We start from the raw sequence: 14,137 nt of genomic DNA, 5'->3' as shown, positions 1-14,137 counted from the left end.
TATTGTTCTCCAGGTGAAGGGGCCTATATTCCCCGCTTAAGCCTGGTTCACAACTCTTAAAAAATCATCGTTATGCCGGAATCAGGATAAACTTAAGAGAAGCCTCAAAGGAGGAGATAACCATGAAACGATTACCGATCCTGATCGCGCTGCTTCCGTTCGCCGCGCTCGCACAGCCGATAAACACGCTGAACAACCCAAACCAGCAGGGCTATGTCATTCCGAGCCAGCAGCGTATGCAGACGGAGATGATGAGCCAGCAACAGCAGCAGAAAGGGATGCTTAATCAGCAGTTAAAGACGCAGACCCAGGTGCAGCAGCAGCACCTGCAAAACCAGATGAACGCTAATACCCAGCGCGTGCAGCAGGGCCAGATGCGCGAGCAGCCGCTGTCAAACTCAAACGGTGGGATGTTAGGGGGCGGGGTGTCGCAAAGCAGCGGTCAGCAGCATATGCTGCCGACCCAGCAGAACGGCAGTATGCTTAATAAATAAAGTTCGGCCCGATCTGGTCAATCGCATCGGTACAGATGCTGTCCACGCCCCAGCGCAGCAGCTCGGCTGCACGCTGGGGTTTGTTGACGGTGTAGACCAGGATATGCAGACCAGCCTCTTTCAATAGCGTCACGCGCGCTTCATCCAGCAGCTTATGGTTGAGGTGGATCGACACGCAACCTAAGCGGGCAGTCAGCGCGCGCCAGTCTTCTCGCCACTCGTCCAGCAGCAGCCCGCGCGGCAGCTCTGGTACGGCCGCCTGTGCCGCTTCCAGCGCGTCGATGTCAAACGACGACAGCAGCGGTACCGTCATCCCTTCCCACAGCTCACGCGCGGCCAGCGCGATGACTTTGCCCGTCAGCGGCCCGGTGCCGGTGGTCGGTTTGATTTCGATGTTAGCCATCATGCCGTGCTGGCGGCAGCGGTCCGCCACTTCCGCCAGCAGCGGCAGCGGTTCACCTTTGAATTCCCCGCTGAACCAGCTTCCGGCATCCACCTTCAGCAGATCGCGCCACGGCAGTTCGCCCGCCACGCCCCAGCCGTTGCTGGTGCGTTCAAGGTTGTCGTCATGCAGCAGGAAAATTTCGCCGTCCTTCGACAGCTTGGCATCGAACTCGATCATCGTGTGGCCGTAGCGCGCGCCAGCGTCAATTGCCGCCAGGGTGTTTTCCGGCGCCAGTTTACCGCCGCCACGGTGGGCGACAATGTGGGGGTAAGGCCAGTTGCTCATACTCGTTGTCCTGTTTCACCGTCAAATAAGTGCAGGTGATTTTCCGGCATATGCAGCCACAGCGTGCTGCCTGCCTTCGGGCGCTCCTGATGCGGCAGGCGCACCACCAGCTTTTGTTCGCCCCAGCGTCCGTGCGCCAGGTTGTCTGCGCCCAGCATCTCCAGCGTGTCCATCACCAGCGGCACGCCGCCGTCCGCCTGAGACGTCAAACCAATATGCTCCGGGCGGATACCGAGCGTCATCTTACGCCCGGCGTAGCCACGATAGTACCAGTTGATCGGCAACGCCATCCCGCTTTCCAGCTCAAAATGGGTTCCTGCAGCATTGATCCGCCCGTCCAGCAGGTTCATCGCCGGGCTGCCGATAAAACTCGCCACAAAACGGCTGGCCGGTTTTTCGTAGACTTCCACCGGGGTGCCAATCTGCTCGGCGATGCCTTTGTTCATCACCATCACGCGCTGGGCGAGAGTCATGGCCTCTACCTGATCGTGGGTCACGTAGAGGGACGTGGTTTTAAGGCGGCGATGCAGCTGCTGTAGCTCAAGGCGCATCTGCACGCGCAGCTTGGCGTCGAGGTTTGACAGCGGTTCGTCGAACAGAAAGACCGCCGGGTCGCGCACGATGGCGCGCCCCATCGCCACGCGCTGACGCTGGCCGCCGGAAAGCTCACGCGGGCGACGCTTGAGCAGGCCGTCAAGCTCCAGAATGCGCGCGGCTTCTTTCACGCGCTCCTCGATATGGCCTTTGCCCATGCCGCGAATTTTCAGCCCCCAGGCCATGTTCTCTTCCACGCTCATGTGCGGATAGAGGGCGTAGTTCTGGAACACCATCGCGATGCCGCGATCTTTGGGTTCCATCTCGGTAACGCGCTGGCGGTCAATCCAGATATCCCCGGACGTCACGCGTTCCAGCCCCGCCACCATGCGCAGCAGCGTGGATTTCCCACAGCCGGACGGACCGACCATGACGATAAATTCCCCGTCCGCCACGTCGAGCGTCAGCGGCTGAATGACCTGGGTTTTGCCGTCCCAGCTTTTGGTTACTGCCTGTAATTTTAAACCTGCCATCTTATTTCTCACTGTCCACTAAACCACGCACAAACGCACGCTGCATGGCTAAAACGATAACGACCGGGGGGATAAGGGTGAGCAGCATCGCCGCCATTACCTGGTTCCAGAGGGTGGTGCCTTCGCCGGTGGCGATCATGCCTTTGATGCCTGCCACGGCGGTGCCGAGGTTGACGTCCTGAACGATCAGCAGCGGCCACAGGTACTGGTTCCAGCCGTAGATAAAGGTGATCACAAACAGCGCCGCAAGGTTGGTTTTCGACAGCGGCAGCACGATGTCGCGGAAGAAGCGCATCGGCGAGGCGCCGTCAATACGCGCGGCTTCAATCAGCTCATCCGGCAGGGTCATAAAGAACTGGCGGAACAGGAAGGTGGCGGTCGCCGAAGCCATCAGCGGCAGGGTTAAGCCCGCGTAGCTGTCGAGCATCTTCAGGTTGGCGATCACCTCCACCGTCGGGAAGATACGCACCTCTACCGGCAGCATCAGGGTGATGAAAATCATCCAGAAAAACAGGTTACGCAGCGGAAAGCGGAACCAGACGATGGCAAACGCCGAGAGCATCGACACCGTGATTTTGCCGACGGTGATGCCGAACGCCATGATGAAACTGTTGAGCATCATCAGCCAGAACGGCGCGCTGTTGGCCCCCACGCCCTGGGTCCAGATAGTTTTCATGTTCTCGAAAAGATGCCCGCCGGGGACGAGCGTCATCGGCGTGTCGAACACCGCTTTGGTGTCCAGCGTGGCGGCGACGAAGGCCACGTACAGTGGAAACAGGATGACGAGGATGCCCAGGATCAGCAGGGTATGGCTGAAAATCGTCAGCCCGCGACGGTTCTCAATCATTGGTAGCGCACCTTACTTTCGACATAGCGGAACTGCACCACCGTGAGGATGATGACGAGGAACATCAGCACCACGGACTGGGCGGCAGAGGCAGAGAGATCAAGCCCGGCAAAGCCTTCGCGGTAAATTTTATAAATCAGCGTGGTCGTCGCCTGTACCGGACCGCCCGCAGTGGCGGCGTCGATCACCGGGAAGGTGTCGAAGAAGGCGTACACCAGGTTTACCACCAGCAGGAAGAAACTCACCGGGGCGATCAGCGGCAGCGACAGCCGGAAGAAGCGGCGCACTGGCCCTGCGCCGTCAATCGCGGCGGCCTCCACCAGCGAACGCGGGATAGACTGTAGCGCGGCGAAGAAAAACAGGAAGTTGTAGCTGATCTGCTTCCACACCGAGGCGAACACCACCAGGAACATGGCCTGACCGCTGTTCTGGGCGTGGTTCCAGTCATAGCCAAACTCGCCCAGGAAGTGGGTAATCAGCCCGCGCCCCGGGTTAAACAGGAAGATCCACAGCACGGCGGCCACGGCGGGAGCCACAGCGTAAGGCAGCAGCATCAGGGTCTGATACAGACGGCTGCCGCGCACTACGTAATCCACCAGCGCGGCGAAGAACAGCGACGCGACAAGACCGCTGACGGTGACCAGCGCGCTGAATTTGATCGTCGTCCAGAAGGAGTCCAGGTAGTAGCTGTCATGGAACAGCGCGGTAAAGTTGTCCAGCCCGACAAACTGGCTGGAAAGCCCGAACGGATCGACGCTTTGTACCGAGTACCACAGCGCTTCGCCCGCAGGCCAGATAAAGAAGATTACGGTGATGACCAGCTGCGGCGCGACCAGCAGGTACGGCAGCCAGCGGGAACGGAACACCGGACGGGATGATGACATAGGTTAGCTCAAGTAGGTTTTCGCCCCTCACCCCGGCCCTCTCCCCATAGGGGCGAGGGAGAAAAGACGGCTCCGTGCAGTCCCCTCTCCCCTATGGGGAGAGGGTTAGGGTGAGGGGTAAGATTTTAATTAAGACTTCGTCGACTGCTCAAAGCGGCGTAACAGTTGGTTGCCGCGCTCTACCGCTGAATCCAGCGCCTGCTGAGGCGTTTTCTTCCCGGTCCAGACGCTTTCCAGCTCTTCATCAACGATGGTGCGGATCTGCGGCATGTTGCCCAGACGCAGGCCTTTGGTGAACGGCAACGGCGGCTTGTTCAGCATCTGACGCGTCGCGATGTCCGCGCCCGGGTTCTTGCTGTAGAAGCCCTGCTCCCGAGTCAGGTCGTACGCGGCTTTGGTGATCGGCAGGTAGCCGGTCTTCTGGTGCCACTCGGCGGCGTTTTCCGGCTTCGCCAGGAAGTCGAGGAACTCGGCCACGCCTTTGTAGGTGCCGTTGTCTTTACCCTGCATCACCCACAGGCTCGCCCCGCCGATGATGGCGTTCTGCGGCGCGCCTTTTACATCAGCGTCGTACGGCATCATGCCCACGCCGTAGTTGAATTTGGCGTAGTGACGGATGTCCGCCAGCGAACCGGAAGACGCGGTAGTAATGGCGCAGTCACCGTTGTAGAACTTCTCGGTGGATTCGTCTTTGCGCCCGAAATAGCTGAAGTCGCCCTTCTTGTTCAGATCGGCCAGCAGCGCGATGTGCTTCACCTGCTCCGGCTTGTTAAATTCCAGAACCGCGTCGGTGCCATCGAAGCCGTTGTTTTTGGTGGCAACCGGCAGGCCGTGCCAGGCGCTGAAGTTTTCAATCTGGATCCAGCCCTGCCAGCCGCTGGCGTAGCCGCACTTCATCCCCGCCGCTTTCAGCTTCGCGGTGTACTCCGCCAGATCCTGCCAGGTTTTTGGCGGCTGTTCCGGATCTAAACCGGCTTTTTTGAAGGCATCTTTGTTGTAGTACAGCACCGGCGTGGAGCTGTTAAACGGCTGAGACAGCAGGTGGCCGGTTTTGGAATCGGTGTAGTAACCGGAGACGGTCGGCACAAACTGGGATTCGTCAAAGTTGATGCCCGCGTCTTTGAACACTTCATAGACCGGCTTGATGGCTTTGGAGGCCATCATGGTCGCGGTGCCGACTTCATAAACCTGTAACAGGGCTGGCGCATTCCCGGTACGGAAGGCGGCGATGCCCGCGCTCAGGCTCTGCTCGTAGTTGCCTTTGTACACCGGCACAATTTTGTAATCCGGGTGGGTGTCGTTGAAACGTTGCGCCAGGGAGTCAACCTCTTTACCCAACTCCCCTTCCATAGAATGCCAGAACGGAATGGTGGTCACAGCCATTGCGTTCGTCGCAAAAGCCAGACCGATTGCCAGACCCAAAGCTGTGTGTCGTAACGATGTCATTGTCATCTCTCTTATTATGCCGGATGCGCGATATCACGCGTTTTGTGCTCGCGAGGTAACATGACATGCTCGAATGACAGAAAAATAACTGTTTGTTTACAGATAGGTGACAGCCAGGCGTCAGAGGGATGATGGTTGTGTGAAGGGGTTAATATGAAAAAAAGCCGGGTGGCGGCTTCGCCTTACCCGGACTACATGGTATCCGTAGGCCCGGTAAGCGCAGCGCCACCGGGCGATACAGACGGCTTAGCCGCCCAAATACGCGCTCCGCACCGCTTCGTTCGCCAGCAGCGCATCGCCGGTATCGGAGAGCACCACGCGGCCGTTCTCCAGCACGTAGCCACGGTCAGCGAGCTTCAGCGCCTGGTTGGCGTTCTGCTCGACGAGGAAGATGGTCATCCCCTCTTTGCGCAGCTGCTCGATGGTGTCGAAAATCTGCTGAATGATGATAGGCGCCAGCCCGAGCGACGGTTCATCCAGCAGCAGCAGACGCGGCTGGCTCATCAGCGCGCGGCCAATCGCCAGCATCTGTTGCTCCCCGCCGGACATGGTGCCCGCGCGCTGAATTCGCCGCTCCCACAGGCGCGGGAAGAGTTCGTATACCCATTTGATGCGGGTCTGGTATTCATCCCGGTGGGCGAAGAAACCGCCCATCGCCAGGTTCTCTTCGACCGTCATGCGCGAGAACACGCGACGCCCTTCCGGGACGATCGCTACCGCTTCACGCATGATCTTAGCCGTCTGCCAGTCGGTAATATCTTTGCCGTCAAACACAATCCGCCCGCTGGTGGCGCGCGGATCGCCGCACAGGGTGCCGAGCAGCGTGGTTTTCCCCGCGCCGTTGGCACCAATCAGGGTGACGATTTCGCCCTGATTAATATGCAGGCTGACGTCGTGCAGCGCCTGGATCTTGCCGTAGTGCGCATTGACCTTGTCGAACGTTAACATCGCTTTTTCCATCTTATGCCTCACCAAGGTATGCGCGGATCACGTCCGGGTTGCTGCGGATCTCTTCCGGCGTGCCGTTTGCCAGCGGCGTGCCCTGGTTTACCACGTAGATACGGTCCGAAATGCCCATCACCAGCTTCATGTCGTGCTCAATCAGCAGGATGGTGGTGTCGTGATGATCGCGAAGCTCGGCAATCAGCTCGTCCAGCTCTTTGGTCTCTTTCGGGTTAAGGCCCGCCGCCGGTTCGTCGAGCATCAGGATCTCCGGCTGCGTCACCATGCAGCGCACAATCTCCAGACGACGCTGATCGCCGTAGGCCAGGTTGTTCGCCTGCCGGTTGGCGTGCTGAAGCAGGCCGATGCGGTCAAGCCAGGTGGCGGCGCGATCGAGCGCCTCCTCCTGCGCGCGGCGGAAGGCCGGGGTTTTCAGCAGGCCGGAAAAGAGGCCGGTTTTGAGCTGCTGATGTTGCGCCACCAGCAGGTTCTCAATCACCGTCATCTCCCGGAACAGACGCACGTGCTGGAAGGTACGCACCACGCCCATGCGGGCAATCTGCTGGCCCGGTAGCCCTTCGAGGTGCTGGTCGCGCAGCATGATGGTGCCACCTGTCGGCTTGTAAAAACCGGTCAGGCAGTTGAATACTGTGGTTTTCCCTGCGCCGTTCGGGCCAATCAGGGAGACAATCTCTTTCTTATGCAGATCCAGATTCACGTTGTTGACCGCCAGCAGGCCACCAAAACGCATCATCAGACCGTTAACGGATAATAATGGCTGACTCATGCCTGCTCTCCTTTCGCTTCCGCGCTCTTAAGCTTCAGCTGTGGACGCGTCATCGGCAGCAGGCCCTGCGGACGCCAGATCATCATCAGCACCATCAAGCCACCCAGCATCAGCATGCTGTATTCGTTAAAGTCGCGCATCAGCTCGCGCGAGACCACCAGCAGGATGGCCGCGAGGATCACGGCGAACTGGGAACCCATCCCGCCGAGCACCACAATCGCCAGCACGAAGGCCGATTCGGCAAAGGTGAACGATTCCGGGCTGACGAAGCCCTGACGCGCGGCAAACAGCGTTCCGGCGAAACCGGCAAACGCGGCGCTGATGGTAAACGCGGTCAGCTTGATACGGGTCGGATTCAGTCCCAGGGAACGGCAGGCGATCTCATCCTCACGCAGCGCTTCCCATGCGCGGCCCAGCGGCATGCGCAGCAGACGGTTGATCACAAACAGGGTAATCACCACCAGCAGCAGCGCCACCAGGTAGAGCCAGATCACGCGGTCGGACGGGTCGTATTTGATGCCAAAGAAGTTGCTGAAGGTATCCCAGCCGCCTTCGCGGGCGGTACGGCTGAACTCCAGGCCGAAGAAGGTCGGTTTCGGGATCTGGCTGATGCCGTTCGGACCGCCGGTCACTTCGGTATTGTTGAGCAGCAGGATACGGACGATTTCGCCGAAGCCTAAGGTCACAATCGCCAGGTAGTCACCGCGCAGGCGCAGCACCGGGAAGCCGAGCAGGAAGCCCGCGGCGGCAGAGACCAGCCCCGCCAGCGGCAAACAGGTCCAGAAGCCGAGGCCGTAATAATGGTTCAGCAGCGCGAAGGTGTACGCGCCGATGGCGTAGAACCCGCCGTAGCCCAGCACCAGCAGGCCAGACAGCCCCACCACCACGTTCAGACCTAGCCCCAGAATCACGTAGATCATGGTCAGGGTGGCAATATCCACCGTCCCGCGCGATACCATAAACGGCCACGCCACGGCAGCCACCAGCAGCGCCACAAGGAACAGCTTCTGCTTCACGGTTGTACCGTCGATCGCCGGCAGGACGAATTTCGGCCCGGAGACGTTCTTCAGCGTCTTCTGGAACAGCGGACGCAGCAGCTGGAACAGGAACACCACGGCGGTGCCGATAAATACCCACTGCCAGCGAATATCAGCGGCGGTGTCGACCACCAGCTTCGTGCCGTCCAGCCCTAACTGGACGCCCATAAAGACGCCCGCCAGGACGAAGAACATGGCGGCAGAAAGCAGCGCCATCGCAAAATGCATCGGTTTCATACTTTCTCTACCTCCGGACGGCCCAGAATACCGGTAGGCATCACCAGCAGAACCAGAATCAGCAGGGCAAACGACACCACATCTTTATATTCGGTGCTCAGGTACGCCGAGGAGAGCGCTTCGGCCACGCCCAAAATCAGGCCGCCAATCATCGCGCCCGGAATGCTGCCGATACCGCCCAGTACCGCGGCGGTGAAGGCTTTCATCCCGGCCATAAAGCCGATGTACGGGTTGATTACGCCGTAGAACTGGCCGAGCAACACGCCCGCCACCGCCGCCATCGCTGCACCGATCACGAAGGTCAGGGCAATCACGCGGTCGGTGTTGATCCCGAGCAAGCTCGCCATCTTCAGGTCTTCCGCGCAGGCGCGGCAGGCGCGTCCCATGCGGGAGTAGCGGATGAAAACGGTCAGGGCCAGCATCGCCAGGAAGGTCACAATCCAGATAACCAGCTGCATGGTGGTGACAGAGGCAGAGAAGTTTTCGCTGGCCCCCACAATCCACTGGCCGTTAAACAGGCTTGGCAGCGCCACGTCACGCGAACCTTCTGTCAGGCTAACGTAGTTTTGCAGGAAGATGGACATACCGATGGCGGAGATCAGCGCAATAAGGCGCTTGGAGCTGCGCACCGGCCGGTAGGCCACCCGTTCGATGCTCCAGCCGTAGGCGCTGGCAATCACAATCGCGCCGACAAACCCGGCGGCCACCAGCAACCAGCTGCTGTCGATGCCCATCATCATCAACGCGGCGATGATCATAAAGGAGACGTAGCTACCGATCATGTACACCTCGCCGTGGGCGAAGTTGATCATGCCGATAATGCCGTAAACCATCGTGTAGCCGATGGCGATCAGCGCGTAGGTGCTTCCCAGCGTGACGCCGTTAAACATCTGCTGCAAAAAGTAGAGAAACTGCTCGGACATATGCAAACCTTTTTATACCCGCCCGGCGGTCCGGGCGGTGGGATTATTATCTGGCGACCGAGGACGAACCGTCGGCGTGCCACTTAAAGACACCAAATTCAAATCCCTTCAGATCGCCTTTCTCATCCCAGTTCAGCGGCCCAATCACGGTGTTCGCCCCGTGTGCTTTTAAATCTTTCACCAGATCCAGCGGCTCTTTGCTGCCGGTGCGATCCATGGCCGTGGCCAGCGACTGCACGGCCGCGTAGGTGATCCAGACGTATGGGCCACTCGGATCTTTCTTCTGTGCCTTGAGCGCATCCACGATAGCTTTATTCGCCGGATCCTGGTCATAGCGTTTTGGCATCGTCACCAGCATGCCTTCGGCAGAATCGCCCGCGATGTTCGACAGGGAGGCATTACCGACGCCCTCAGGCCCCATAAACTGGGTTTTCAGACCGGTGGCGCGCGCCTGGCGCAACATCTGCCCCATTTCCGGGTAGTAGCCGCCGTAGTAAACGAAGTCGATATTCTCTTTTTGCAGGCGGGCGATCAGCGCGGAGAAGTCTTTCTCACCGGCGGTAATGCCGTCGAAGAAGACGATATTCGCCCCGCCTTTTTTCAGGCCGTCCTGTACGGAGCGCGCCAGGCCTTCACCGTACTGCTGTTTGTCATGAATGATGGCAATGCGCTGTGGCTTAACGGTTTCGAGGATGTATTTGGCGGCGGTTGGCCCCTGCGAGGAGTCCAGACCGGCGGTACGCATAATGTGCTGGTAACCCCGCTGGGTCAGTTCCGGGTTGGTGGCGCCCGGGGTGATCATCAGGATGCCTTCGTCTTCGTAGATATCAGACGCAGGCTGCGTGGAGGAGGAACACAGGTGCCCGATGACGTACTGGATACCGTCGTTAACGATTTTGTTGGCGACCGCGACGGCCTGTTTTGGATCGCAGGCGTCGTCATACTCCACGCCCACCAGCTTGTCGCCTTTGATGCCGCCTTTAGCATTGATATCTTTGATGGCCTGACGCGCGCCGTTGAACTCCATATCGCCCCACTGGGCAACGGGGCCGGACATCGCACCCACTACCGCAACTTTAATGTCGTCTGCCATAGCGGCATGCGAGATCGACAGTGCGACCATCCCCGCGATTAACGTCTTCGCGTTCCTTTTCATCTCAGAATCCCCATTCGTGAAGTGATGTTTATATTTTGTTTTATTATGGTTAAAAAGCATTCTGTACTTTTAATGAACAACGCTATTTTTACCAGTGCCTTTAATGGTTTAGCGCAGGTTTTTAACAAAAACCAGACTAATATCTCTATTTTTCAGGCGATTAAGCAAAGATAATATTCTGAAATCAGACGGAGATAAACAAATAAAAGCGCAGTTTGCAGCATAAAATAACGGTACAAAGCGCCGAATAAATCACTACCATTCAGGTTAAAATTCTGCTTATTTTTCGATCCATGTGTTTTCAAACTGCCCATCGCGTTGCCAAAAAACTAATCACCTGGTAAATGGGAAGAAAAAGAGAAAGTGCCTGAGCAATTAAATTGAGTACACTGGCCGTACTCTTTTTGATTTGGACAAGCAGCTAATGAAACTGACTATCGTGCGTCTGGTGACCTTTAGCGACCAGGATCATATCGACCTGGGCAAGATCTGGCCGGAATATTCCTCTTCATCGCTGGCCGTCGATGAGAACCACCGCATCTATGCCGCGCGCTTTAACGAGCGCCTGCTGGCCGCCGTCCGCGTAACGCTGAGCGGCACGGAAGGGGCGCTGGACTCCCTGCGCGTGCGCGACGTGACCCGTCGTCGCGGGGTCGGGCAGTATTTGATTGAAGAGGTGATCCGCGAAAACCCGAGCGTGACCTCCTGGTGGATGGCCGACGTGGGCGTAGAGGATCGCGGCGTAATGGCGGCGTTTATGCAGGCGTTAGGGTTTACGGCGCAGGCGAACGGGTGGGAGAAGCGCTAAAAGAAAGCCGGGTGGCGGCTGCGCCTTACCCGGCCTACATTCATTATCTGCCGCATTTTCCCAGGCTGATTGTAGGCCCGGTAAGCGAAGCGCCACCGGGCAAAAGCGGGGCTGTGCGGCCTGATGCCCTCACCCCGGCCCTCTCCCACGGGGAGAGGGAGAAAACATTAAAAAAGGCAACTTACGTTGCCTTTTTGCTTTTATTTGGCGTCTGTCGCCGTGCCGTTGGCATGCCAGTCAAACACGCCGAACTCGAAGCCCTTCAGGTCACCCTTCTCATCCCAGGACAGCGGCCCCATCACGGTTTCCACCGAGTTCGCTTTCAGCCAGGTGGCAATCTCCGCCGGATCGGCTGACTGGTTCAGGCCCGCTTGCAGAGACTGCAACGCTGCGTAAGTGGTCCAGACGAACGCACCGCTTGGATCCTGTTTCTTCGCCTTGATGGCATCTACAACAGGTTTGTTCGCAGGCACCTGGTCGTAGTTTTTCGGTTTGGTCACCAGCAGCCCTTCAGCAGACTCACCCGCGATGTTAGACAGGGAAACGTTCGCCACGCCTTCTGGCCCCATGAACTGTGTCTTCAGACCCGCCGCACGCGCCTGACGCAGGATCTGCCCCATTTCCGGGTGGTAGCCGCCGTAATAAACGAAGTCGATATTCTCTTTCTTCAGACGCGCTACCAGAGTCGAGAAGTCTTTCTCACCGGCGGTGATACCGTCAAAGAACACCACGTTGGCATTCGCTTTTTTCAGGTTATCCTGCACCGCACGGGCCAGGCCTTCGCCGTACTGCTGTTTGTCATGAACAATCGCGATGCGCTGCGGCTTCACTTTTTCCACGATGTATTTCGCGGCGGTTGGCCCCTGATCCGAGTCCAGACCGGTGGTACGCAGGATCAGCTTATAGCCGCGCGCGGTCAGCTCTGGTGCCGTCGCAGCCGGCGTGATCATCAGAATGCCTTCGTCTTCGTAGATGTCAGACGCGGGCTGGGTGGAAGAGGAGCACAGGTGACCGATAACGTATTTGATCCCGTCATTTACCACTTTGTTCGCCACCGCGACCGCCTGTTTCGGGTCACAGGCATCGTCATATTTTACGATTTGCAGCTTTTCGCCCTTGATGCCGCCCTTAGCATTAATGTCTGCAACCGCCTGTTCCGCGCCCGTAAATTCCTGGTCGCCGTACTGTGCTACCGGACCGGACATCGCGCCCACCACGGCCACTTTAATATCGGCCTGCGCCATAGTGCTGAATGCCAACGCGATACATCCTGCCAGTAACGCTTTACCCTTCATGTTCATCCTGAGATTCCCCATTATTATGGTTACAACGATTGTTGTGATGTTGTTGTGTAGCGCTTTATTTCAGTTATAGGCGTGCTGTTCGCGCTTTTTCAGCATACTCTGCTAAAACATACCCCATTTTTATGATTTTGGAATAGCTAATTTGAAATGAAAATATGATAAGCCCGACCGTTATTTCAGCCGGGCTTTTGGCTTTATCGTGTCAGCGAGGCGGAAATAATATCCAGCGCTTTACGGAACTGCGCTTCGGGGATGGTGAGCGGGTAGAGGAAGCGAATAACGTTGCCGTAAACGCCGCAGCTCAAAAGCAGCAGCCCTTCGTTCAACGCGCGCTCCTGAACCTGACGGGTAAATTCCGGCGACGGCTGTCCGGTTTGCGGATCGGTAAATTCCACCGCCACCATCGAGCCCTGCCCACGGATATCGGCGATCCAGGGACAGCCATCCTTCGCTTTATTCAGCACCTCGACAAGATGATGGCCGAGATGAGACGCGCGCGTGCAGAGATCTTCCTCGTCAATCACGTCCAGCACCGCATGGGCCGCCGCAATCGCCAGCGGGTTACCCGCGTAGGTGCCGCCCAGTCCGCCCGGAGCGGGCGCGTCCATCACCTCTGCCCGGCCAGAGACGGCAGAGAGCGGCATTCCGCCCGCCAGGCTTTTCGCCATGGTGATCAGATCGGGCTTCACGCAGTGGTTTTCCATGGAGAATAGCTTGCCGGTACGGGCGAAGCCGGTTTGCACTTCGTCGGCAATCAGTAAAATCCCGTGGGTATCGCACAGGGCACGCAGCGCCTGCATAAAATCAGCGGGCGCGACGTTGAATCCGCCCTCGCCCTGAACCGGTTCAATAATGATTGCCGCCACCTGATCGGGCGCGATATCGGCTTTGAAGATGCGCTCCAGGCTTTTTAACGCTTCGGCGGTACTGACGCCGTGCAGGCTGTTGGGGAATTGCGCGTGGTACACCGAGCCGGGGAACGGGCCGAAGCCGAGCTTATAGGGCGCCACTTTGCCGGTCAGCGCCATGGTCATAAAGGTACGGCCGTGGAACGCGCCGCCGAAGGTGATAAGGCCGGGACGTCTGGTGTACGCGCGGGCAATTTTCACCGCGTTTTCGACCGCTTCTGCACCGGTTGAGAAAAAGGCGGTTTTGGCTGGCCCCTCTATGGGTACGCGCTGGTTGATGCGCTCGGCAAGCGCCACATAACCTTCATAGGGGACGATCTGGTAAGCGGTATGGGTAAAGGCATGAAGCTGTTTTTCGATGGCGGCGATAACTTTAGGATGGCGATGCCCGGTATTCAGCACGGCGATCCCGGCGGCAAAATCAATATACTCGTTACCTTCTACATCCCACACCGTGGCGTTTTCGGCTTTATCGGCATAGAAGTTACACATGACGCCGATACCGCGCGGCGTCGCCTGTAAACGCCGGTCGTTCAGTTCGTTATTTTTCACCCTGTCACCCTCTGA

General features: G+C 58.2%; 14 protein-coding genes. 2 read left to right on the top strand and 12 right to left on the bottom strand.

Annotated elements, in window-relative coordinates; all coding sequences use genetic code 11:
• Nucleotides 1-122 precede the first annotated feature (122 nt).
• The gene (locus tag AC4OVS_RS01605) at nucleotides 123-494 is read left to right on the top strand and encodes a DUF2756 family protein (protein ID WP_023298798.1); all 372 of its coding nucleotides are present in this window, start codon (nucleotides 123-125) and stop codon (nucleotides 492-494) included.
• Here the strand turns inward: AC4OVS_RS01605 and ugpQ are convergent.
• The 10 genes from ugpQ to livK all read right to left on the bottom strand — a co-directional run bounded on the left by ugpQ (nucleotide 484) and on the right by livK (nucleotide 10,550).
• On the bottom strand, nucleotides 484-1,224 hold the full coding sequence (gene ugpQ / locus AC4OVS_RS01600; protein WP_038416862.1) for a glycerophosphodiester phosphodiesterase: 741 nt from the start codon (nucleotides 1,222-1,224) through the stop codon (nucleotides 484-486). The two genes, AC4OVS_RS01605 and ugpQ, sit on opposite strands and share 11 nt — an antisense overlap.
• Nucleotides 1,221-2,291 (bottom strand): sn-glycerol-3-phosphate import ATP-binding protein UgpC, encoded by a 1,071-nt coding sequence (locus AC4OVS_RS01595; protein ID WP_022649656.1) that lies wholly within the window; start codon nucleotides 2,289-2,291, stop codon nucleotides 1,221-1,223. The genes ugpQ and AC4OVS_RS01595 overlap by 4 nt, the downstream gene beginning before the upstream one ends.
• Nucleotide 2,292: 1 nt before the next feature.
• Nucleotides 2,293-3,138 carry a sn-glycerol-3-phosphate ABC transporter permease UgpE gene (gene ugpE / locus AC4OVS_RS01590; RefSeq protein WP_023298800.1) on the bottom strand — a complete coding sequence of 282 codons (846 nt, stop codon included), beginning with the start codon at nucleotides 3,136-3,138 and terminating at the stop codon, nucleotides 2,293-2,295.
• Nucleotides 3,135-4,022, bottom strand: a complete 888-nt coding sequence (gene ugpA / locus AC4OVS_RS01585) for a sn-glycerol-3-phosphate ABC transporter permease UgpA (RefSeq protein WP_003861551.1) — start codon at nucleotides 4,020-4,022, stop codon at nucleotides 3,135-3,137. The genes ugpE and ugpA overlap by 4 nt, the downstream gene beginning before the upstream one ends.
• A gap of 129 nt (nucleotides 4,023-4,151) precedes the next feature.
• The gene (ugpB, locus tag AC4OVS_RS01580; protein WP_022649659.1) at nucleotides 4,152-5,468 is read right to left on the bottom strand and encodes a sn-glycerol-3-phosphate ABC transporter substrate-binding protein UgpB; all 1,317 of its coding nucleotides are present in this window, start codon (nucleotides 5,466-5,468) and stop codon (nucleotides 4,152-4,154) included.
• Between the two features lie 246 nt (nucleotides 5,469-5,714).
• Nucleotides 5,715-6,428 carry a high-affinity branched-chain amino acid ABC transporter ATP-binding protein LivF gene (gene livF / locus AC4OVS_RS01575; RefSeq protein WP_023298801.1) on the bottom strand — a complete coding sequence of 238 codons (714 nt, stop codon included), beginning with the start codon at nucleotides 6,426-6,428 and terminating at the stop codon, nucleotides 5,715-5,717.
• 1 nt (nucleotide 6,429) lies between these two features.
• Nucleotides 6,430-7,197 carry a high-affinity branched-chain amino acid ABC transporter ATP-binding protein LivG gene (gene livG, locus AC4OVS_RS01570; RefSeq protein WP_491922140.1) on the bottom strand — a complete coding sequence of 256 codons (768 nt, stop codon included), beginning with the start codon at nucleotides 7,195-7,197 and terminating at the stop codon, nucleotides 6,430-6,432.
• Nucleotides 7,194-8,471, bottom strand: a complete 1,278-nt coding sequence (locus tag AC4OVS_RS01565; protein ID WP_069597026.1) for a high-affinity branched-chain amino acid ABC transporter permease LivM — start codon at nucleotides 8,469-8,471, stop codon at nucleotides 7,194-7,196. Before AC4OVS_RS01565 ends, livG begins: the two co-directional genes overlap by 4 nt.
• A complete protein-coding gene (gene livH, locus AC4OVS_RS01560) occupies nucleotides 8,468-9,394 on the bottom strand; it encodes a high-affinity branched-chain amino acid ABC transporter permease LivH (RefSeq protein WP_022649662.1) in 927 nt (308 codons plus the stop codon). The genes AC4OVS_RS01565 and livH overlap by 4 nt, the downstream gene beginning before the upstream one ends.
• A gap of 46 nt (nucleotides 9,395-9,440) precedes the next feature.
• On the bottom strand, nucleotides 9,441-10,550 hold the full coding sequence (gene livK, locus AC4OVS_RS01555) for a high-affinity branched-chain amino acid ABC transporter substrate-binding protein LivK (protein ID WP_023307130.1): 1,110 nt from the start codon (nucleotides 10,548-10,550) through the stop codon (nucleotides 9,441-9,443).
• A 424-nt stretch (nucleotides 10,551-10,974) separates the two neighbouring features.
• Here livK and panM point away from each other — a divergent pair, with 424 nt between their 5' ends.
• On the top strand, nucleotides 10,975-11,358 hold the full coding sequence (panM, locus tag AC4OVS_RS01550) for an aspartate 1-decarboxylase autocleavage activator PanM (RefSeq protein WP_022649664.1): 384 nt from the start codon (nucleotides 10,975-10,977) through the stop codon (nucleotides 11,356-11,358).
• 200 nt (nucleotides 11,359-11,558) lie between these two features.
• Here panM and livJ read toward each other — a convergent pair whose 3' ends face one another.
• Both livJ and AC4OVS_RS01540 read right to left on the bottom strand, forming a co-directional pair.
• Nucleotides 11,559-12,659, bottom strand: coding sequence for a branched chain amino acid ABC transporter substrate-binding protein LivJ (livJ, locus tag AC4OVS_RS01545; protein WP_015571474.1), 1,101 nt, complete (start codon nucleotides 12,657-12,659; stop codon nucleotides 11,559-11,561).
• Nucleotides 12,660-12,856: 197 nt separating this feature from the next.
• Nucleotides 12,857-14,122: a 4-aminobutyrate--2-oxoglutarate transaminase gene (locus AC4OVS_RS01540; RefSeq protein WP_063148118.1), complete on the bottom strand. Its 1,266-nt coding sequence runs from the start codon at nucleotides 14,120-14,122 to the stop codon at nucleotides 12,857-12,859.
• Nucleotides 14,123-14,137 lie beyond the last annotated feature (15 nt).

Source organism: Enterobacter sp. 4974935, from assembly GCF_058661735.1.
This window is presented reverse-complemented; position numbering and strand designations above follow the sequence as displayed.